Below are 22044 nucleotides of genomic sequence, written 5' to 3' on the forward strand. Positions count from 1 at the left end.
GCAAGATAAACCTCATCGGTACGCTGCGTGACTTCCCTAAGCGTCGTCGTCGCAGGGAAAGGTCGCTTGCATGGCCTTCATAAGAGCAATTGGCATAAGGTCTTCTAACTCGATCGTCCCCGCCGTCAGCTCTGACCGAAGGATTTCGTCAAGCTGCTCGGTAACAAGCGCTAGGTTGGGTGGTGCGCAGAACATTTTGGGGAGGCCATTAACCTCATTGTACGCGGTCGCCCATTTAAGGCCGTCGTACAGCGCAATTAGGTAAAGCGATTGGACGAGCTGCGCATCTTCGTTGGGCGCATTGATGTACTCGTCCAACGTCGGCTCGGCCGCCGCGGACCCAACGCCCAGCGACAGCGTCGCGATAATCGTCATCAGCGTGCGGCGCATTCAACCCTCCATGGAATCAACTGAATAGCCGGTCCCGGCCATCGAACGGTAGCCGATTGTGGAGTCTTTGCGCTTCACCGTTTTCGACAGGGGGGCGGGGATGCTGCGCGCCGTTTCCCGCGCTCAGTGTAGATCGTGAAAAGTGCACTGAAGGGGCGGGCTGCGGCGTGCATCGCGCAACGCCCGCTAGCTGGCGAACAGGCCTGCAGGCATGAACAAGACAGGCGAACTCGTCTCAGAGCGCGCAGCCTCAAGCCATTCGCGCGGTCTGATGGCGCGCTCTTCGAGCTCGAGCAGCGGCGCTGCGCGCGTGATCGCGGCGGCTTCGCGTTGCCTAATCTTCAGAGCGATGGGCCGCATCGATTGGTTGGCCGCAGCCTGTGCGAGCGTCCAGTCTAGGGTCCCTGGCTGAGCCTTAGTCTTTTCAAGAACTCCCTGAGAGAGGTCTGCCAGACCAAGCCCTCCGGTCAGTCTCTCGATGCTCTTCGCCCCGTCTCCCGCAGCTTCGCGCGCAGCCAGAGACTCGTCGCAGGCAGCTAGCGATGCGACACGCAGCGCGCTCGCCAAGCTCACTGCGTCCAGGAATGGATCGGCATCGAGGTAATGGTGGGGGGTGCCGTTCAATACGCGGTCGGCGCGCAGCTCGAAGCGAGACTGCTGGCTAAGCGCCCCTCGGGCGACGTCGTGCCAACGGCGCGTCCCTGCGTCGCCGCTCAGTTGCCACGCCTCATCGAAGCTTTTGGCCAAAGACTTGAGCTCAGCGAAATCGACGTCGATCGCGTCTCGCTGTAGCGCGTCTATCTTCGCACTCACCGTACCGATTTGATCGGAAAGTCCATGCACCGCGCGCTCCACGCCGTCGATTTTCGCCGACATCACCGCAAAGCCTGCGATCGACACGCCGATACCAGTCGCGCCGAGCGCAAGGTTCGCGATGCCGAGACTCTGCAGCAAGCCGACTGCCTGTTCGAGACGCGCGACCCCAGCTTTAATCACTTCATTCTGCGCGACCTGAGCGACGCCGATCCCCACCTCAGCCGCCACGCCAACCGGGCCCAGTGACGCGCCATTCATCGCCATCGACGCCAATGGCGCAGCTTCTTGGAGGAACCCGACCCCTTTGCCAGTGGCCAGGTTCTTGATGACAGAGCCGAACACTTTGTACTGGCCGCTAGCGACTCCCTGCACGAGGTGCTCTGGGATCACGCGCAGAAAGATCTGGCCGGCCAGCTCGCCGATCATGACAAGCTCATTCGCGCTGCGTGTGTCGTATCGTCAATCAGCGACACCAGCTGCGCCAACACCGGTCTTGGCTCGCCCGTTCCGCCCATCCAGCTTTGGGCGATGCGTTGCGTCGCTGCCGATCGAAGCCGGTTTTTCAAACCGAGCTTGTCTTGCAGCAGATCATCCGCGGCGGACCCTGCGCCGTCCGCTAAAGACGAAGCGCGTTTGACCAACATCGCCGAGACCCTTGAGATCCCGCGCTTTTGTGGTTGGGTATCCTCCGGTTCCGAAGTGTTGTCCGAACCGACTTCGACGACAGCGGTTGCCGCGGGCAGGGGGGACGAGGCCAGGGGGAGAGCAATCAAATCGGGCCGCGAGAGGGTGTCGGAAATGTCGCCGAGGCGCTGATCAATCGAGGCGAGTTCCCGGGCGGCTATCCCGAGAAACTCAGGCAAGCTTGCGCTCAGCGAGGCACCCATAAGTGCATCGATACGAGAGTTCGCGAGTGCGGAGGGGTTGAAGATCGTCTCTGCTGCGGTCGCGGTTTCGACCTCGCGATCAAACGCAGCGCGGGCGTCGATGGATTTCTGGTTTAGCAGTGCGGCTGCTGCAAGAATCTGTCGGTCGCGCCATTCGGCGACAGCCTGTCTCGAGATCGCTCGTTCCAACGCACTGCACTCCCCAACCCATTCGATCTCTAAGCAGGTTGGTGAGCTGAAGCCATTGATGGTTGCAACAATGCACAGCGGTAGGTGTCGCTCACGCGCTCGGCCGGCCTGGGTATGCGGGTCTTCAGGCCACGATCGCCGAAGCGCCCGATGCCAACCAGCCGCCAGCCTAAAGCGAGTGACGCCAAAGCCATCGACCGCGCTTGCCTTAAACCCCGCCTCTGCTGTCTACCAAACGAATGGCCAAGCGCGCACCCACCGTGAAAAAGACGGTCACCGAGGTGAACCTGCTCGCCCTTGGACCTGAGCGACTGGCTGCCCTGTTATTCGACGCCGCAAACAGCGATCCGAACTTGAAGCGCCGCCTCCGAATGGAGCTCGCCGCTGAGATCAGCGCCGCTGATCTCGCGTTCGAGCTCGACAAGCGTCTCACCACGCTCGCCACCAGTCGCGCTCGTATCTCTTGGCGCAAGCGACCAGCGTTGCTCGCCGACCTGAGCGCGTTGCGCGCCATCATCATCGATCGCTTGTCCCCGCTTGATGTGAAGCTAGCGCTCGATCGCCTGGTCGCCTGGTTCGATCTGTACCCGTCCCTCAGCGCGCGCGTCAGCGATGCAAAGGGGGAACTGCCGTTGCTGTTTGATGCAGCGTCGGTCGACCTTGCGGCGCTCGCGTCGATGGCTGGACCTGACGTTGCAGCACCGGCGCTCACCGAGGCGCTGTCGACGCGCCTGAACCAATGGGCGTCTTGGGTGGGGCGCGGCGCACACGAACTGAGCACTGAGCTCGCACAGAGACTGCTGGTCGAGCTCACCAAGGGGCGCGCTAAACCAACTGGTCGACTTGCGCTGGTGGTACGCAAGCTTGCTGATCGTAGCGGTGACCTCGATGCGTGGATCCAGTCGATCTCTGAAGACGACTTTCGCAAACCAGACATCGCCGCTGAGATCGCGCGGCGACTGGCCGAAGGCGGTCGCGCCGCTGAAGCGCGCATCGCACTCGATGCGTCGCGTATTAGCAGTGAGCCGGTCTTCACGGCGCGTGCCGGGAGAGGGGACCTGCCGGCGCAATCGGATGCCTGGTCAACCGCAGAGATTGTTGTGCTCGAAGCGGAGGGGCGCGCCGAGGAAGCAGACGAGGCGCGATGGCGCGTGTTTGAACGTACGCTGTCTGCTGACGCGCTGCGCACGCTGATCGCGAAGCTTGCTGACTTCGAAGACGTCGTCGCGCTCGACCGCGCATTCGCGCTCGCCGCAGGTCACCCCGACGCCATGAAAGGTCTGTCGTTCCTCATGAACTGGCCAGCGTTGCGTGAAGCAGCTGACCTGATCGTGGTGCGTCGCGCTCAGCTGAGGGGTGGGCATGACGACATACCGCTTTGGTCGTCGCGGTTGGCGGTGAGATATCCGTTGGCTGCGGTGCTGCTGACGAGAGCACGCGCGAGAGCGCTGGTGACGCTGGGGAGTGGGATCACCGAAGAGGTGCAAGGTTTGATCGGGGAGGCGGAGGCGCTCGCGGGCGGTCTCGACGACGACGCGCTGGTCGACGATCACGCATCGTTTGTGAGTGAGCTTCAGACGCTCGCCTCACCGCGACGTCGGCGATGGTGAGCAAGCAGCTCAGCGGCCGCGGAGTCTAAGCGGCCAAAACCGCCTCTTAGTGCAGATGACGACAAACGAACTGAGGCGGTAGTGGCGTCCACGCTCCGCCATCCTTATTGGGGCCTACGACCGATTTTGACGCGCCGCTGACCTATAGGCCTTTCCATTCACCCGTAACGGTTGTCTTATGAGGTGAAGAGAAGTCTTGGGGGTGTGGGGTGAGCGTACTAGGTCGAGGGGATGCGTCTGTCGTTGGGATGGGACGGGCGTCTGTCAGCGATCTGCGCAAGATCTTCGAGCAGCAACGAAACAATGTCGCCGCGCTCGAGGGCCTCAGCGCTGAACTCAAGAAGCGTTCATGCGACGCTGGTTTTGACCTCTTGGCTGAGGTCGCGCGGGCTCTGGTGGCAGCCCGAAAGGTACAGCCGGTAGACACGCAACATCCTGCCCAAGCGATTCTGAGCGCTCGAAAACTAACGCGGCCGGATGGACGCCCGCTCTTTCGGTATCGACTTGAGCTGACCGAGTGGGAGCGGCTGCGGCGCCACTTGCTTCAACTGACTCGAACAAGAGCGATTGAGCGGGCGGATGAGCGAGATGCAGCGGTCTTTGCGATCTATGCAGCGGAGTGGTTTCGTCGGGAGTTCGAAGGGGGGGCTTACCGATGGGATCAGCTGCTCAAGAGCCTAGGCGGTGTCACGCCCGAGATCACGGCGTCGCTGGCGCGACGTGGATTGAAGTGGTGGGGACGCAGCGCGCATCGCACTGATCACGGCGAACAACGGTTGATGTCTCTCGCGCTCGAGGGAGGGTTTCCGACACGTCTGCTCGGTTCAAGGGAGCAGGGGTGGTTGGCAGGCACTCTGCGTCGCCTGATTGCTCGCACCGCGGTGCTGGGCGAACAGAGCCTCGAAGCGGTTGTCGAACTCGCTGTCGCCGACGCAGCAGTCCCCCAAACCTTCCGCAAGCCCGAGTTCTTCACACTGCTTGCCGAGCTGGCACTGGCCATCGTCGAGCTGCGCGTTGAAGTAGCACCCGACGCCCTCCAAGCAGGTGTACCGACGTCGGCTTGGTTGGACGCGCGTCGGGAAGGATGGCGGGACGAACTGCCGATCGCGCTTGAAGGCGAGGGGGCAAGTAGGCTCATTGACGAGCTCGTCAGCCAAAGCCTCGATCGTTTAGGCGGTTCGGCTGCTCGTTGTTGGCGCATGCTCGTCCGAAGGGATGGCGGTTGGTCGCCGGGGCTAAGGCTCGCGGTCGACGGTGAGATTCGCGTCCCCGCGTCGATACGTACGATCCAAACCAGACTGCGCGTTCATGCCATTGGCGATCTTGGCGATCGGCTGGCTGGTGAGATCGCGCTTCTTGATCCGCCCGGTGAAGAAGGCGCTTGGATCGCTCGGCCGCGCCCCGCAGCGCCTCGGCGTTCGTTGCGCAACTTCGCATTCTCCTCCCCCGTGCAGGTGGAGCTACGCTCTGACGGTCAGCGTGTGGCGGCCTTGACCTGGTCGCCGGCTGGGGAGCCGATTCATGCCGAGGTTCTTGCCTTCGTCGACGAGCGCGACACCGACTGCGAGACGGCGGAAGAGCTGATATTGCTAGGGTGCGGCTCGCAGCGAGCACGACACAAGGCCATTTATGTTTGGGCTCCTGCCAGCCACGTCGCAACTACAACAAAAGGTGATGCTCTAGGCAGCATATGGGAGGGCTCGGGGCGCAGGCTCTTTCACATAACCTCACCGGCACTTGTTGGGTCACCTGATGAAGATTTGGGCTTCTATTACGAGCCGAATACCGCCGCTGGGCGCGCAGAGATTCTGCACCTGGATGGTCCGGAAAGTCGAGCCATAAGCGCAGGCTGTCAGGTCTTCATCGGCGTGCCCGCGGTCTTTCTTCAAACGGGCGTGGCGAGGACGGCGTACGGGTTTGGTGAAGTATTCTGGCGTCTTGTCGGGGAACGCGCGTGGACTGACTTGAAGCGTCAGCGACTTGGGTTCGGGCTCGTCGACTTGGTTTGGCGTTCGGCTGACACACGTGCTGCTCGCGACCGTCGTCGCTTCATTATTCTTCCAACCGACCTGGTCGTTCGAAGCCGCGCCATCGCAAACGGGGGTGCGGAGTTTTGGTTGGAGGGTGCAGAGGGCTGGCGTCTCGAGGCGGATCCAACCTTCGGCTATGGAGCTGAAGCGATCGACCGAGGTTTTCGGGCCGTCTGGTCAATCGATCGCCGCAAGACAATCGCTCTTCGCTTGATTACGCCCGAGGGGCGCACGGTGGAGGTCACGACCCGTTTTCCGCTGGGTGACGGGGCCTTGGTCGGCGCCAATGGCGATGTTTTGGCTGACAACGCGTCGGTGACGTTGAAGCAACTGCGGGGGGCGCGAGCGTTTGCTCGGGGCAAAGGCAAGCTCGCGATTGAAACGACAACCCGTGAGAACCGCACTGTTTATCATCAGGTCTTTGAAGACGAATGCTCCCTGTGGTCGCTGAGAGAGCGGATTGCCGCGTTGATGGAGGCGTCTGACGACCTGGATGCCGAGGTGCGTGTCGCTTTCGAACCCAACGGTCCAAGTCTGCGAGTTAGACGGTTTGCTTATGACATCGAGTTAGCTAGTGGCACGGTACGACTGAGCAGGCCGGTGTCAGGGACTGGGGAACAGCTTTCGTTCGAGTGGCGATCGTTGGCCGATATGACAGGGACCGGACAACGGACGATCGCCGAGTTGAGCGTCGCCGACGCAATGTCGATGCGCGCTTTTGCTCTTCCGACTGATCTTTCCGGCCCAGGGATTGTCTATCTGTGCGAGGGAGAGGCGGTTGTCAGCCGTCCCCGGTTTGTTCGGGGTCTCGCCGTGTCTGAGCACGACCTCAACAGCCTCCAGAAGGCAGTTGTTCAAGAAGGTGCGGACTACGATGCATCGCTTAGGGCCGCTTTCGAATTCATCGAGGATTCCGCGAATGACTCGTCGGAAGGTCTGCGGTGGCTGCATCAGCTCGTTGCCGTCAGCTCACGCTTCCCCGCTACAACTTTTAACGTCCTGAAGAACCTCGGTCGTCGGTCCCGCATGTTGGCCCACTTGATCGCTTCAAGCACCACCGATGAAGCGCTTGAACGTGTATGGGCGTTGGAGCCCGAACTGCCCTTCCTCTGGGTTTTGGTTTCGTTGGAAGACTGGCGCCAGGCGTTCAGCAGTCAATACCAACGCACGTACCAAGGTCTGCGGTCGATTGGATGGGATGAATCGAAGGCGCAGGCGACTGCGGCGGCGCAGATCAACGTGACTATCGACAAACTCATTTCGCTCGATGAAGATTTGCGAGCGCCTATTGTAGCAGCTGGGCTCCGGCAACAAGCAGGCGAGAGCGACCTCCGATCACCGCGCGATCTAGGCCAAGACCGGATTCGTAGATTGGCCGGCTCTGATCATGAGCGTAGGCGCAGCTCGTGCTTTATGACCGATGACGTCCTTCGCAATGAGCTCGAAAAGCTCCCTCAGTGGTTCATCGATTTCCATGAGGACCATTGGGAAGGCTTACAGGCCCCCGTGGTCGCTGCACTAAGAGCTGCTGATTTAGTGAAGCTCCTGGCACGTCAACGGCTCCGCATCAGGGAGGCCATGCTGGAAGACCCAGAGCATTTTTCCGAAGCCTATGAGGCCTGTCTGCTGAGTCTGGCCAAAGTTCCCCACGTCGAGGTTTCCGCATGACGCAGGCAAGCATATTTCAGACGCTAGACGACTTGCGGCAGCGTACCACTGAGGCGGTGATTGGCCAGTCGGGCCTCAACCACCCGGGCCTATCCGCAGAAATCCGCCGTCGCTTTGGTTCGTCCGACCCGCTGCACGGCGGGGTCATGCAGCAGCCGGTCATCGAAGCTGCGCCGAGCTATGCTGAAGCTGATGAAACCATGGCCGAACTTGCGGGGTCGCTACTTCATCAAGCGACTGTAGATGCACTGGACGGGGGTTCGGATGACCGCCCAAATCGCTACCGCTTCCGCGCTGAGTGGCGACCTTACGAACATCAAATCTCTGCCTGGCGAAAGCTGAGCGACCCCAGCAGCCCCCAATCTGTTTTGGTCACAAGCGGAACGGGCTCGGGCAAAACAGAGTGCTTTCTCGTACCGATTATCGACGACCTGGCAAGACAGTCAGCCGGATCCGGGCTTGAAGGCGTCCAGGCGGTGATCCTGTATCCGCTTAACGCTCTGATCGCGAGCCAGGAGGAGCGGCTGCGGGACTGGACCGCGCCGTTCAAGGGCAGGCTGAGGTTTTGTCTCTACAACGGACTGCTGCCTGAGGAACTGCCTTCCCACCAACGTCAGGGGCGACCGGAGGCGGTTCGAGATCGTAAATCGCTGCGTGAGAGCCCACCCCCCATCTTGGTGACCAACGTCACCATGCTTGAGTACATGCTGCTGCGAAAAGAGGACGCTCCGATCCTCGCCAAGTCGCAGGGCAAGCTGCGGTACATCGTGCTTGATGAAGCGCACAGCTATGTCGGCGCACAGGCGGCCGAAATTGCACTGCTTCTTCGCCGAGTGTGTCTAGGTTTTGGGGTGTCGCCAACTGATGTGCGCTTCATTGCGACCTCAGCGACGATCGGGGGGACGGATGCCCAGGTTCAGTTGCAACGGTTTCTGGCGGATGTCGCTGGTGTCGCACTCGAGCAAGTGACGGTCATTGAAGGACGCCAGAAATGGCCGGAGTTGCCGTCGATAAGTGATACCGGGCACTTGGCTTCAGCATTTGATGACCCCACCGCCGAAGGAGCCTTTGACACGCTGGCGAGCAGCGCGAACATTCGCCCACTCCTCAACCAGCTGCGTAAAGGGCCGGTCCCGTGGCCGTCGGTGGAGGGCGTGGCGGAAGCCGTCGGTGTTTCGCCAGATGTGCTCCTCCATGCAATCTCAACCGCGCGCAGAGACGATGAAGGTCTATCTCCGCTTCGCGTTCACGCTTTCCATCGGGCAATCCCTGGGATTTGGACTTGCCTCAACAACGCTTGTCGGCGCCCGATCCCGGCAGATTGGCCTTTCGGGTCGATCTCAACAGAAGACGTCGAACGATGCGTTTGTGGTTCACCGACGTTTGATATCGTTCTCTGCAACGCGTGCGGAGAACCCTACGTCGATGTCGCGGAGCGGGGCGATGGTGCTCTGGTGCGAGCGACGCGCGCGGTCGTTTCGGATGAGTATGCGCTCGATGCTGATAGCGCGGATGGTGCCAACGACGACCGCGAAGGTGACGACGAGGGAGACCTCGAGGGTGCCACAGTCAGCTCCAACTTTCATCACCGCCTTGTATGCCGCCCACTGTCTCAAGCTCGATCACTGCACGTCGATGTGCAGTCGTCGAAAGCGTACGACAGCGCAGGGGAGGGCCGAGTCTCATTTCAACGCGTCGATGGCGAAGACTGCCGCTGCTGCCAAGTCTGCCACGCCTCCCGCAAAAACGGACCCGACCTCATAAGGCCGTTGCGATTTGGAGCGCCGTTCATTCTCCAGAACGCCACGCCGGTCCTTTTGGACAGTGCAGCCTCTGCCGCCGACGAAACGACTGCGAAATCGGTTCCGATGGGTGGTCGTCAACTGCTGTCTTTCACCGATAGTCGCCAAGGCACCGCTCGATTTTCAGCGAAGCTGCAGGTTGGCGCGGAACGAAACTTCGTACGGTCGTTCGTCTATCACGCGATGCAGGCTGTGCTCGGGCATCGACCTGACACGACGGAGTTGGACGTTGAGATCGAGCAGCTCCGCGGACCTGCCGCCAGCATGCCTCAACTCCAAGGTCTGCTCGCAAAGCTCGAAGCCCAACGCGCAGCGGCGCTGTCCGGCTCGAGCGCCGGTCTTGGGTGGCAGGAACTCGTGTCCGCGCTCAGCAAGCGGCCAGAAGTACAGCGTTGGTTGGGTGAGCTTTGGTCTCGCCGAGACAGGCGCTTTGAGAACCCTGAGGCACTCGCGCATTTCCTACTCTTGAGAGAGTTCTTCCGGCGGCCTCGCCGAGCGATTTCGATCGAGACGCTTGGTCTGGCTCGATTGAGTTTCGCCGAAGTCGACGCAATCCCGGATGTGCGAGTTCCTACGAGCTTCACGACTTTCGGCGGCTCTGGGGCTGACTGGCGCGACTATCTCAACATCATTCTGACCTATCTCGTGCGTGAAAACGCAGCAGTGAACGTGCCTTGGAATGACCGGCACTGGATCCAACCAAGTGTCTTCTCCGCCGAGTACGTGAAGGGCGCGGACGCCAAAACTGAGAGCTGGCACAAGCTATGGCCGTCAATCCGGCAAGGCGACCGAGCGCTAGGCCCGTTGAGCCGACCGGTGATCTTGCTGGCCCAAGGTCTCGGCGTCCCACTTGACGACGTCGAGGCGAGAGCGGCCGTCCAGGAATGCCTTGATCAGGCGTGGATGCAGACTGCTGGCGTGATGGCCACTGTCGGCTCGAACGGTCGGCAGCTTGAGTTTACCAAAGCGCGCATTACGCCGGTGACTGCTGCCTACATCTGCCCGATTACGAGGCGTGTGCTGGACACCAGCTTCCGCGGCCTGACCCCTTACGGCGCTGAATCACGTCACGCGCCTCCACGTTCAGCTGCGAAAGTTGTCTTGCCTGTGCACCCTCATCCCTTCCTCGGCATGGGGGAGCAGGCAGACCCTGAGACAGCGCGTGAGCTGATCGCCGACTGGTTGAACACCGATCCGGGGATCGCCGAGTTGCGTCTAAGCGGCGCGTGGTCAGACATTTCGGACCGCGTCGCATTGTTTGCCGACTATTTCCGCTCCGCTGAGCATTCCGCTCAGCAACCGCCGCATCGCCTCCGTGAGTACGAAGCTGAGTTCAAGCGCGGCGAGATCAATGTGCTCAACTGTTCGACGACCATGGAGATGGGCGTTGATATCGGCTCGGTCAGCCACGTGATGATGACCAACGTACCGCCTTCTCTCGCATCATACCGTCAACGCATCGGCCGAGCCGGACGCCGTCGCCAGGCCGTGTCGCTAGGGTTTACCTTCTGCAAAAATCGACCACTCGATCGCGCTGCCTTTTCAGACCCGATTGGTTTTCTCCAACGAACCGTTGCAGCGCCAAGAGTCGCTCTCGACAGTACGGTCATCGTTCAGCGTCACGTCAACGCTCTGCTCTTCTCGGTCTTTATCAAGAACCAGGCCGGTAACGCGCTGAAGATGCAGGCTGGGGGGTTCTTCGGCTGCACCTCGGCAGCGGGTGCCCAAGAAGACATCAATAACCCCGCGAAGCAGCTGGCTGACTTCGCAGAGCAATCTTCAACGCGGGAAGCCTATGCCCCTCACGTTGCCAAGCTTGTTCGAGGTTCCGTGCTCGAAAACGACGCGGAGGTTTTTGATCGCGCCGCTGCTGAGATTCGTCGCATTCGCGCTGCTTTCCGCGACGAATGGGCCGCCCTCCAGTCAGTGCGAGCGCTCGGTGGAGCGGATGACACGGCAATTAACCGTGGCCTGGCTATCCAGCTGAAGCGAATGTGCGACGACTACCTGCTTAGCGTCCTCAGTGGTCGTGGATTCCTGCCGGGTCATGGCTTCCCGACGGGTGTGGTCTCGTTCGTTTGTCGAGGCGACGGTCCGAAAGACGCGGGAGCCGAGCGCGCTCGCTTTAACAGCTATCCTCAGCGGCAGTTGGACGTTGCCATCCGTGAGTATGCTCCCGGTTCTGCTGTCGTTATCGATGGTTTGGTGCACCAATCGGCCGGTGTGACGCTGAACTGGCGCCGGCCCGCTTCTGCCGACGGCATCAGAGAAATTCAGAACCTATTGTGGCGTTGGCGTTGCGGCTCTTGCGGGGAATCCGGCACTTCGAGGAGCCGCGAACAAACCGATTGTCCAGCATGTCTCGCGCCCTCACTGAGGTGGACAGAGTATCTGGAGCCTGCCGGCTTTGCCGCCGACCTTATGAGCGAGCCTCACGCCGACCCTGATTTGGTCTCACACGTGCCTGCCGAACCACCAGCAGTCACAATCCAAGACACAGAGTGGACCTCGCTGATCGACCCCGCCTTCGGCCGGCTGAGATCCAGTCGGCACGGTCGCGTTTTCTTCTGCAACACAGGGCCTGCCCGCAAGGGGTACAAGCTCTGTCTGTATTGCGGTCGAGCCGAGCCAGGAGCCAATGCGAGCGATGCGGTTCCCGAGGTCGACGATGGAGTGGTGTGGCGACACAGACCACTGCTCGCGAAGGCCGATGTCGCCGGTGATTGTCCAGGTTCTCTCAAGCCGTTCAGCGTCAAACCATCGCTGAGACTTGGCTATGAGATATCGACCGATGTGTTCGAGCTGCAGGTTTCGGGGATCGAACAGAGCGGTGCTGGTTTGGCGTTGGTGATCGCCTTGCGCGAGACATTGGCCCGCCGGCTGGGCGTTGAACCTGAAGAGATGGGGTTTGCAGTTGAACCTCGTGTCGGAGCGTTTGGGCGTCGATTTAGCCTCTTCCTGTTCGACAAATCTGCGGGAGGCGCTGGCTTTGCAGTGCAGGCCGCCGACATGATTCCTGAGCTGCTGCGTGACTGCGCGAGGTTGCTAGATTGCGCCGTGCCTGGTTGCCAGAACGGCTGCCCGGCGTGTGTTTTGGTCGGTGATCTGAATGATACAGAAGCGCTGTCGCTTGACCGACAAAGTGCGCTGCAAGTGGTGCGGAAGCTTGCTGACAACACCGCCCCGCAACCCGCCGATATGGCGGCCCCTAATGCCCGTCTCATCGCCAACATGTTCGACGCGATCGACCGCTCAGTGGTGAACGGTGCGCATACGGTGCGTCTCAGGCTCGAAGGACCACTCGACCTAGGAGAGCTGACGCAGTGGAGCGCTGCTAAGTCGTCGCGGCGTTGGGCAGGGCTGAAGCGAGCTGTGGTCGTTTCGATCGGCCGTGACGACCTTGCATCGCTCGACGGTGCGTCAAGGTTGGCGCTGCGGGACCGCCTACACGAATGGGGAGCGCGGCTTGAGGAGGGCGACGGCGTAGAGCTGGCGAACGGGGCTAGGGTTCTGGCCGAAGCAGAGAGCGAGACTGAGGTGTTGGTCATCGCGACGCGAGATGCTGACGCGGCGGTCGGTGGCGCGGGTTGGGGGCGGGTCAATGAGTCGCCGCTGGTGGCCTACACGACTGAAACCTCTCTCGTCGGCGGCGATCCGGTGGGCCTTGATCGACTGCAACCGTCACCAAGCGCGCTCGTCAAAGCGATCGACGGGGAGCTCGACGGCGACCTAGCGCGCTTTGGAAAGAAGTTCGCAGCGGAGCTCCAACAGCTGTTGGCCAAGGCCGGTACACCCGATCAACGCATTATCGAACTGAGCTACAGCGATCGGTATCTGAACTCGCCGCTCGTGGTGCGTATGGCGCTCGATTGCTTCAAAGAGCTCTGTCGCCCCACCCCCGGTGAACCGGTCCCGGTCACGCTTCACCTTCAGAATCTGAAACCGAGCGATCGGTCGATGAGAGCGGTTTGGGATGACTGGAAGAAGGGTGATGACCGACTAGATGTCATCAGTCTGTTCGGACGACGGATCGGCCTGGCGGTCACCAGCCGCGAAGGGGCCCTTCGTCACGGCCGCATACTCGAACTGACCTATGCGAATGGCGCAAAAGCGTCAGTGCTGTTGGATCAGGGTTTCGGGGCTTGGGGTGCTTCCGGCTCGCAAGCGTCGTTTGATTTTCACGCCGCGCCTGCTCAACAGACCAACGCGCTTGGAATGACCAATGTGGTGCTGAAGAGTCGACCGGGGGGGACATACGTCGTTGCGCAACTTGGTCATGTCTGAGTTCTGTGCGGCCGCCCAATCATCAGCTCAGTGCAGATCAGCAAAAATGCACTGAGCGGGCAGGGGTGGGCTAGAAGTCCACCCCTTGCGGTCGCGCCTCTTTGCACGCTTTGGCTGTTGATCGGACGACCTTTGCTCTAAGTCGAATGCGAGGGTGAGGCGGAGCTTATTGGCGAACGTTCTCGCGGGCGTGGATTTTGAGGTCCATGCAAAGGGGTGAGTGCGTGAGGCCGTATTTTCAAACGGGAATCGTTGAGCTCGAACGGCTAGTGTCGGCCCACCAAGCCGACCGCGCCGTCCTTGAAGCGATCTCGGCCGAGCTTGCGCATCGCAAGACCGATCGCGCTGCAGCGCTGCGCGCCAAGGTGGACACGGCCCTGAAATCGCATGGTGGTTCCCCCGGCAGAGAACCTGACAAACCTGCCGCTTCGAACGCGCGTCGTCCTTCACCCGCGAGACCTGCCGCAGTCGACACGGACGATCTCTTCGAAGAGAGCGAGAAGCTCGATTCTGACGACGTTGAGACCGTTTCCGGCGCTACAGTCCAACCGACGACAAGTTTCAAAGCGCCGCCCACTGGCCCGCTCACCAACGAGCCTGTGAACATCCTCGCTGCTTGGACGGTCTTGGAGGTGCTCAGTCCAGCGACCTATCTGAGACCAGCCCAACTCGCGGGAGGGGACGCGCGAGCGATCGCAAAACTTTCAGGCGCTCTACCGTGGTCCGGTGACGGCGAAAAATCGCGTCCGGGGAAAAGGCTTTTCTATCATGTGGTGCTTGGTTCGATCGACATGGCGCCGGCCGTTGATCGACTGAGCAAAGCCTACGTCGATCTGCGCGTTGAACGACCACAGGCCCGCGGTGAGAGCATCGTTGCGAGCATCATCGTTGATCGCCAGGGCCGTCCCATCGAGGAGAGCGCTTTCTCGATTTCCAGCTTCGCGTGGGGGCTGCCGATCGCGCTCGCAGGTGATCTAAAAGGTTTGGCTAACTGGCCCGACCAAGAGCGGCAACTCCTTGAGCAGCTCGACAAGCGAGTGCGCCGGCGCAATGCAGACGGTGAAACGCTTTCGCTCACGCGCAAAGACATAGATGACGCGTACAAATGGCTAGCGAGCTGTCTTGGCTTGCCGAAAGAGCTGACGAGCGCTCCGTCGTTCGCTGTTCGCGTCTACCCCTATTACCGGAGCAATGAGCCGCCTGACGCGCTGCTGCTCAATAGCTTCTTTTTGAATGACCTCAGCAAGGCCGCTGCGCTCATGCGCGACGGATCGGCACCAGGCAATCTTTCGCGATATCTCGGCGTGATCAAACCAAGTGCGCGCGACGATCTGCTGCACGACGACACCGCGCTTGCTCGCGCCATCGAGCCTGCGCGGTTCCCGCCGGCCCGATGGCCGAGCCACGGTGGGCATCCATTGGTTTTGCTTCAGCAAGCGGCCGTCAACCTTGCGCTCGACGAACTCAGAGATGGTGGTGTTCTCGCGATCAATGGACCGCCAGGCACCGGGAAAACCACACTTCTGAGAGATCTAGTGAGCGGTCTTGTGACCGACCGCGCCCTGGCGATGGCTCAGTTTTACGATCCCAGCGAAGCCTTCGTGCACAGTGGCGAGAAGGTGAGGGCGGGGAACAGCTGGATCCATCTGTACGAGGTTGATGAGAGCATTCGCGGTTTCGAGATGCTGGTCGCTTCATCGAACAACAAGGCGGTTGAGAACGTAAGCGGTGAAATCCCAACGCTCGGCGCGATTGCCGACGACCAGCCAACGCTTCGATATTTTAGATCGCTCTCTGACGAACTCTGCGGCCAGGCGACATGGGGGTTGGGGGCTGCGGTCTTGGGCAACGGTGGAAACCGGTCGCGTTTTCGTCAGACATTCTGGTGGGATGCGGAGGTCGGTCTCTCGACCTACCTCGCCGCCGCTTCTGGGGCACCGCAGGTCATCGAAGATTCGGCAGAGGCCGCCGCTGCTCTCGCCGAGCGTCCCCCACGCATCGTGACCGAAGAAGACGCACCGACAAGCAATGCCGACGCCCTACGTCGCTGGCGTGTGATCCGAGAAGCCTTTCTGTCGAGTCATCGCGCAATGCAGGATGAGCTTGCGGAGCTGGAGCGGGTGCGTGTGGCATGGTCGCTTCTCCCTGGGCTTCTCCGCGAACTGGCTGATTGGAAGGCGATGGTTGCCCAACGACCCGGCTTCTGGTCGCGATTGTTCGGGACTCGGCGGTGGCGTGTATGGGTGGTGCGGAAGGACGGCGCCGGCGCTCGGCTTCACAGGCAGACCGATGAGGCTGAGGCGGCCAATGTTTTGGCGCGTCAAGCGGCGAGCACCATTCGCTACGAACTTGAGCGAGCGAGAGAACCTCAATCAAGTTGGGCAGCCGCCGTCCACACGCTGTCCGAAACTCTGACCAGCGCACAAGCTCGGCGCGCGGAAATTGGCGATCGGTTCGTAGATGCTGAGTTTTTCAGTCGATCACACGCAGACCGCCATCGAGCGTCGCCTTGGCTGAGCGCTGACCTGCAAAAGAGGCGTGACGGCCTGTTCGTACAGGCGTTGGCGGTTCACAAGGCTTTCATCGACGCCAGCGCCAAACCGCTGCGACATAACCTCGGCGCGATGATGAATGCGCTCGGCGGTGGATCACTCGGATCTCCGCAGAAGGATGCTCTCCTGCCGCATCTCTGGTCGTCTCTCTTCCTTGTGGTCCCCGCGATCTCGACCACGTTCGCGTCGGTCGATCGGATGCTTGGGCGGTTGCCGCCGGAGTCGCTGGGATGGCTGCTGATTGACGAAGCCGGTCAAGCGACGCCCCAGTCTGCCGTCGGTGCACTCATGCGTGCCAAGCGCGCCATCGTCGTCGGCGACCCCCTTCAGATCCAACCCGTCGTGATGCTGCCAGAGACGTTGACCGACGCCATCCATCGTCAGTTCGGAGCAGATCCCGATCTCTACAACGCACCAGGCGCGTCAGTGCAGACACTCGCGGATGCAGCGACGGCGTACGTCGCGGAGTTTGCAGGCCGGAATGGCAGTCGCACCGTGGGCGTCCCTCTCTTGGTGCATCGTCGCTGTTCCGAGCCGATGTTCTCTGTCGCAAACGCGATCGCTTACGAGCGACAGATGGTTCAGGCGAAGACTCCAAAGGAGTCCGCCATTCGCGACGCGCTGGGTGCGTCGCGTTGGATCAATGTGAATGGTCGAGCAGTCGATAAGTGGTCTGCGGCGGAAGGGCAGGTGGTGCTCGATCTGCTCGTAACGGCGACTGCGGGAGGCGGTCTACCAGACCTCTACATCGTAACGCCGTTTGTGGTCGTTCAAGACAACTTGCGTCGCTTGATTGCCGAAAGCGGGATCCTTGCGGCTTTGGTCCCTGACGCCACCGCGTGGCTGCGCGAGAGAGTGGGGACTGTACACACCGTGCAAGGTCGAGAAGCGGAGGCGGTTATCTTTGTTCTGGGGGCGCCGATGGCGTCTCAGACAGGCGCGCGAGGTTGGGCTGGTCGTCAGCCGAACTTGCTCAACGTCGCGGTCACACGGGCCAAGGAAGCTGTCTATGTGGTCGGTTCGCGTGATCGCTGGAAGGATGTTGGGGTTTTTGCGGAGCTACATCGCAGACTGCCCGACTGACCGACTTAGTCGCGACGCAGCAGTGAGCTGCAAAGGGATTTAAGAGTGCAGATCACGACAATCGCCCTGAAACGGCTGAGGCGCGCGCTCGCTGCGACGCTCGTTGCGATCGCGCTCGGTTCGGTCACTGCGTGTGAGCAGGCGGCTACGCTGGTCGCACAGGCCGGCGGAGGGGCTCGAGCTGAGACCATATCGTTTCGGGCGCGGGTGGTTGGGATCACCGACGGAGACACGGTGACTGTGCTCGACGAGCAGAACCAACAGCATACGATCAGACTCGCTGAGATCGACGCACCAGAGCGAGGGCAGCCGTGGGGGGATCGTTCGCGGCAGGCGCTTTCGGCGCTGGTGTTCAGCAAGACGGTCTCGGTGCAGCAGACCGACACCGACCGCTACGGTCGCGTGGTCGCGCGTCTGTTCGCCGACGGTCGCGACGTCAACCGAGCGATGGTGGAGCAGGGGCATGCGTGGGCGTACCGGCAGTACCTGACCGATGAGACGCTGGTCGCGACGGAGACTCGGGCGCGCGCCAGCAGGGCAGGGCTGTGGTCGATGAGCGACCAGCAGACGGTGGCGCCTTGGGAGTGGCGCCAAGGGGTGCGGACCGGAACCGGTGACCAACCCGTGGTTCCTTCGCAGGGGCTGTTCAGTCCAGCGCCTGGTTCGCCTCGGGCCAATGCGCAGTTTAGCTGTTCGGGAAAGCGGTTTTGTCGGCAGATGAGCTCTTGTGCTGAAGCGCACTTTTACCTGGAGCGATGTGGGGTTTCTTCGCTCGATGGCAACGACGATGGCGAACCGTGCGAACAGCTCTGCGGTACGATCAGTCGGTAGAAGAAGCGATACGAGGGGACGCTCTTAGGGCTCGGCCGAGCTTGTCAGTGCACATGTAGAAAAATGCACTTTGGGCTGCTGTGCGATCGGCTGCCAACGACACACGATCAACGGTCCGCACCGCGCACAGGAGGCGATTTGGAATATCAGACTCCGCTTCAGCAACGAGCATTCTGACCGTAAGCTCAGGCTACTCCAACTTTGGGCGAGCCGGCGTGACCGAACTCATCTTCTTCAACTTTGACGTGGACTGGCCCGCTTGGGTCCAAGCCGTTGGTTCCGTGCTCGCCATCCTCGTCGCGATTGCTGTTGCTGCCCATCAGTCTCGTGTCCAACAGCGACGGGATGACGCTCGGGATGACTCATACGTTCGCGGCGCAGTGATCGCCCTGGAACACGCAGAAGCGGCGATGAGCCAGACCCAACTGGATCTCGGCGGTATGAAGTTAGTGTCGAGGGATCAGGTTCTGATCTCGCCCAGTCTTCATCTGCTCGATGCCGTCGACAACGTGCTGTCTTCATTCCCTATTGACCGAGCGCCCTCGGTCGAGGTCGCACGGGCTCTAACGACCTCCCGATTTACGATCCGCAAGGTGAGCGGAGGAATTCGTGCCTTCCTCTCGTCGGACAACACGGGATGCCGGACGAACTACGATGAAGATGAGGCGGAAATCGCCCGTGCAGCAATCGCCCTGCGAGCTGAGGCGAAAAAGCGAGAAGACTGCGTCCGAGACCCGCTCCCCTCAGACAAAGTGTAGATCCAGACAAATCCACTCACGCCAGCCATCACGTTGTCGGCGATCGAACGGACGTTCATGCGGCACCGGTCCTCATTGATGCTGTGCGCCCCTCTCGCGGTCGGGGGAAAGGACGTGCGGGAGGTGTGGAGAAGTCTGCCAAAGCTCTTGGTCGGATTGTAGAGGTTGGTAACGTGTAAGCGTACACACTCAAAAAGAGCGCGCTTATGTCCGAGACGGATTACCCCATCCTGATCATATTTTCTCGGGAGCCTGATGATGAGATGGTGGAACTACTCCGGTTAGCCTTGCGCGCGGAAGGGGCTGAACCCGAAGAAGGCACAGGGGCCGGTCGGTTAAATGGCAGACAAGCTGAGAAATGGCATTCTTCACGCGGCGAATACCTACTCACGCACCACGACGGCCTTGTCCTGCTAGAAGCCACGGCTCCACTGATTGAAGCCATTCGCATGCATGTTCAGCCTCGCGATTTTGATGCCAATGAATAGGAAACGGGTTGCAGGCATTGCGCTCACGATCAGTCTGACTCTCCTGGCAGCGCCTCTCTTCTGGGGCTGTAAGGCGGCTTCGCAGCTCCCGGCGTTCAGGCCTGCTGAGGCGGTGCTGAATAGCTGCGTCGTCGCGCCATACACACCGATGGCGCTCCCGCTCCACTCTCTTGCCAACACGCTGGAGCAAAGAGGACTCGTGATCGCCTGGGAGGCTCATGGATCCAACTTTGTTCTACGGAGCCGGAAGGACGACCACCTGACAGGCGAGGCGTTGCTGATCGATTTCGATATCCAGTTTGACGGAGGGCAGGGCGAGACCACCGCTTCTGAGTCATGTGGACCGGGGCGCGCCATCATCACCCGCATTCAAACCAACGACGGCGTCCATGAGGGGCTGGCAGTCGACCAGCTCCTGGTAGCTTTGGCGATGGTAACTGAACCGCCAGCAAGTCCAACTCAGCAGGACGTGACGGGGAGCCGAGAGGTTGATGCCGTCATTCCAAAGACCGGGGAAGCACGCGGCACGTGCGACGTAACCCTTGAAGGTCTCACGCTTATGTCAGGACCTTGCCAGGGGCTTTTCCACGAGGACCGGGTCGTCCTGAGCAGCCAGCAGGCTGGAGGATGTCACGTCGATCTTCGATGGGACGGCAATGCAGCTGCGGCCATCGTCTACAGCTATCGGAACCCGTGTCTGTCGCCGGTCACCGGAGAATCCCTCGACGCCGATGTGCCCCTAGGGAGCGTGATAAGGGAAGGCCAGTGCTGGACCAACGAGGCGGTTCGAGTATGCCTTGAAGGCTAAGGACGCTCGCGGCCAACGCGTCGCGCAAGGGGCGGATTCACCAGCCCGTCATTGGCAGCGTGCTGTGTATACCCCCACTACCCAGACTACTACTTGTATATAGCTAGTGGGTGGCGTGATGGCGCTGGCGCGACGATCCTTAGAATTCGCGCGACGGAACTGAAGGCTGCGTCTCGCGACTGAAGGTCCGGGTTTTCATTCAACGGGATCGCCTATAGTATCCTCGTTGATGCGGGCATCTGGCTTGGCCAGAAAGCGCCGACCGCTCTTCCGGGCGGCTGAGCTGATATAGCGGACTAACCGCTGACCGGCGCGTCACTCTCATATCATTTCAATCAGCGGGCGCCCGACGTGCCCCTAGGAGTAGTGACGACATGACGCCCAAAAAGCGTGCACAGTTGGCTGCCGATCGTCGATCGGCCGCGGCCATATCGAACCGATGCTGGACTTCAGCCGAGGCAGCGGGAGTGGTGCCAAAATCCGGGTTCGGACGTGATCACATCGAGCTGCCGGACACCCTTGAGCCTTTGCTTGCTATCCGCGAGCGCCGGCTAATGCACAAAGCCATGAAGTATTTCGAGGCCGCATTTCGTTCGGGGTGGGATGTATATCACCTAACGTGGTGCCCTCCCGAGTTCCGAGTGCCTCCGGGTTCGTTGACGCCCGATGTGGTGAAACAGCTCAGGACGATCGCCAGCCGGCGAGCGAGGAATATTCCAACGACCTTGGGGCGACGTTTGATTGGCGGTGTCGATATCGCGTTCAACCCCGATGGTACCCAAGCTGACTGGGGCGTTTGGTGTGTTCATTTGCATGCGCTGGTGATTGTAAGAGACCTAGACGGAGTCAGCGCACAAAATGCCATCAAGTCTGCATTTCGCGTGGACCCGAGGGATCGTGAGGTGCTCGACATCCGGCCTAGGAAGGCGGTCAAGATCAAGGATCTGGCTCACCTTCTGAAAACCATGTCCTACATCTCCGGAGTCCTCGCGTTGGTCGACCATAACCCGCGCCAGAACCGACATCGCCGCTACCGCGAAGTTCGACAGGCGACTTCTTACAAATCCTATCAGATGCTCCCAGGCCATCTTCAGCAGGAACTAACCCGCCTGTACGCGGCGTTGGGGCCCAAGGGCTTTTGGGTACTATCGGGCTTTCGCCGGCGGGGCGATCGGGTCGAACCCGAGCCAGGGTTCACTCAAGCTGAGACTGATGTGCTCAAAGACCTGCGCGGACAGCGCAAATCGGCTCGCAAAGTCCACGGTGGGTTTGGAATGGCCGTGAACGACCTTCGACTCTTTTAGACGACGATGGAGGGGGCGGCTCCGAAGGGGGCTATTTAGTCCACCCGGCAGGTCAATGCTAAGGTGGCCTGATAGACCAGTCGGTACCGCCCCTTCGGTCCAAATCGTCGAAAGTCGAGCGAAGTCATGCGGCCTGAATCCCTGACTAGGGCGGTCTGGTCCCCGAGCTTGCTAATCACGGTCCAGTGCCGATAGCCGGGGCAGGCGATTTGAACGATCACTGCAGTGCCCGGCTTGGCAACAACCTCTCGGAGCTTACTGAGCATCTCAGCCGGGCAAGAAACTGCGCTTCGCTGTAGTGGTTGGTTGAGGCACAGCTGCACGTGGCGGGATGGGGGCCAATGCGAAGCGACTTTCCGGACGGCAAGCCGCAGATCCGCGGCTGTTAATCCGTAGTCCATGGCGGCACGCAGCCTTGGGGCAGGAAGAGCGCTGGTAAGCAGGACGAACAGCTCTTTGTGTGTCCTGCCCCTGGGCTCGCACAAGCCCGCGATGTCCAGAGCGTTAATGATGGCATAGACGCCGCAAAGACCGTCAAAAGTCC

General features: G+C 60.9%; 12 protein-coding genes. 9 read left to right on the forward strand and 3 right to left on the reverse strand.

Annotated elements, in window-relative coordinates; all coding sequences use genetic code 11:
- Window positions 1-36: 36 nt before the first annotated feature.
- From KB221_07455 to KB221_07465, 3 genes are all read right to left on the reverse strand, one after another.
- Window positions 37-390: a hypothetical protein gene (locus tag KB221_07455; protein WIY67956.1), complete on the reverse strand. Its 354-nt coding sequence runs from the start codon at window positions 388-390 to the stop codon at window positions 37-39.
- Window positions 391-576: 186 nt separating this feature from the next.
- The gene (locus KB221_07460; GenBank protein ID WIY67957.1) at window positions 577-1632 is read right to left on the reverse strand and encodes a hypothetical protein; all 1056 of its coding nucleotides are present in this window, start codon (window positions 1630-1632) and stop codon (window positions 577-579) included.
- On the reverse strand, window positions 1629-2282 hold the full coding sequence (locus KB221_07465; GenBank protein ID WIY67958.1) for a hypothetical protein: 654 nt from the start codon (window positions 2280-2282) through the stop codon (window positions 1629-1631). Before KB221_07465 ends, KB221_07460 begins: the two co-directional genes overlap by 4 nt.
- Before the next feature lie 239 nt (window positions 2283-2521).
- On the opposite strand from KB221_07465, the gene KB221_07470 reads away from it, so the two are divergent.
- The 9 genes from KB221_07470 (at window position 2522) to KB221_07510 (ending at window position 21500) form a co-directional block, all read left to right on the forward strand.
- Window positions 2522-3892 carry a hypothetical protein gene (locus KB221_07470; GenBank protein WIY67959.1) on the forward strand — a complete coding sequence of 457 codons (1371 nt, stop codon included), beginning with the start codon at window positions 2522-2524 and terminating at the stop codon, window positions 3890-3892.
- 248 nt (window positions 3893-4140) lie between these two features.
- On the forward strand, window positions 4141-7590 hold the full coding sequence (locus KB221_07475) for an STY4851/ECs_5259 family protein (protein WIY67960.1): 3450 nt from the start codon (window positions 4141-4143) through the stop codon (window positions 7588-7590).
- The gene (locus tag KB221_07480) at window positions 7587-13676 is read left to right on the forward strand and encodes a DEAD/DEAH box helicase (protein WIY67961.1); all 6090 of its coding nucleotides are present in this window, start codon (window positions 7587-7589) and stop codon (window positions 13674-13676) included. The genes KB221_07475 and KB221_07480 overlap by 4 nt, the downstream gene beginning before the upstream one ends.
- Before the next feature lie 269 nt (window positions 13677-13945).
- On the forward strand, window positions 13946-17311 hold the full coding sequence (locus KB221_07485; GenBank protein ID WIY67962.1) for an AAA domain-containing protein: 3366 nt from the start codon (window positions 13946-13948) through the stop codon (window positions 17309-17311).
- Between the two features lie 45 nt (window positions 17312-17356).
- Window positions 17357-18142 (forward strand): thermonuclease family protein, encoded by a 786-nt coding sequence (locus KB221_07490; GenBank protein ID WIY67963.1) that lies wholly within the window; start codon window positions 17357-17359, stop codon window positions 18140-18142.
- 215 nt (window positions 18143-18357) lie between these two features.
- On the forward strand, window positions 18358-18900 hold the full coding sequence (locus tag KB221_07495) for a hypothetical protein (GenBank protein ID WIY67964.1): 543 nt from the start codon (window positions 18358-18360) through the stop codon (window positions 18898-18900).
- A gap of 206 nt (window positions 18901-19106) precedes the next feature.
- Window positions 19107-19388: a hypothetical protein gene (locus tag KB221_07500; protein WIY67965.1), complete on the forward strand. Its 282-nt coding sequence runs from the start codon at window positions 19107-19109 to the stop codon at window positions 19386-19388.
- Window positions 19354-20196 carry a hypothetical protein gene (locus tag KB221_07505; protein ID WIY67966.1) on the forward strand — a complete coding sequence of 281 codons (843 nt, stop codon included), beginning with the start codon at window positions 19354-19356 and terminating at the stop codon, window positions 20194-20196. Before KB221_07500 ends, KB221_07505 begins: the two co-directional genes overlap by 35 nt.
- A 374-nt stretch (window positions 20197-20570) precedes the next feature.
- The gene (locus KB221_07510; protein ID WIY67967.1) at window positions 20571-21500 is read left to right on the forward strand and encodes a hypothetical protein; all 930 of its coding nucleotides are present in this window, start codon (window positions 20571-20573) and stop codon (window positions 21498-21500) included.
- Window positions 21501-22044 lie beyond the last annotated feature (544 nt).

This window comes from Aquidulcibacter paucihalophilus (assembly GCA_030285985.1).
Taxonomy (GTDB): Bacteria; Pseudomonadota; Alphaproteobacteria; order Caulobacterales; family Caulobacteraceae; genus Brevundimonas.

Coding starts and splice junctions, on each gene's coding strand:
- KB221_07510 (WIY67967.1), top strand. CDS start 20,571: ATGACGCCCAAAAAGCGTGCACAGTTGGCTGCCGATCGTCGATCGGCC.
- KB221_07505 (WIY67966.1), top strand. CDS start 19,354: ATGTTCAGCCTCGCGATTTTGATGCCAATGAATAGGAAACGGGTTGCA.
- KB221_07500 (WIY67965.1), top strand. CDS start 19,107: ATGTCCGAGACGGATTACCCCATCCTGATCATATTTTCTCGGGAGCCT.
- KB221_07460 (WIY67957.1), bottom strand. CDS start 1,632: ATGATCGGCGAGCTGGCCGGCCAGATCTTTCTGCGCGTGATCCCAGAG.
- KB221_07480 (WIY67961.1), top strand. CDS start 7,587: ATGACGCAGGCAAGCATATTTCAGACGCTAGACGACTTGCGGCAGCGT.
- KB221_07475 (WIY67960.1), top strand. CDS start 4,141: ATGGGACGGGCGTCTGTCAGCGATCTGCGCAAGATCTTCGAGCAGCAA.
- KB221_07455 (WIY67956.1), bottom strand. CDS start 390: ATGCGCCGCACGCTGATGACGATTATCGCGACGCTGTCGCTGGGCGTT.
- KB221_07470 (WIY67959.1), top strand. CDS start 2,522: ATGGCCAAGCGCGCACCCACCGTGAAAAAGACGGTCACCGAGGTGAAC.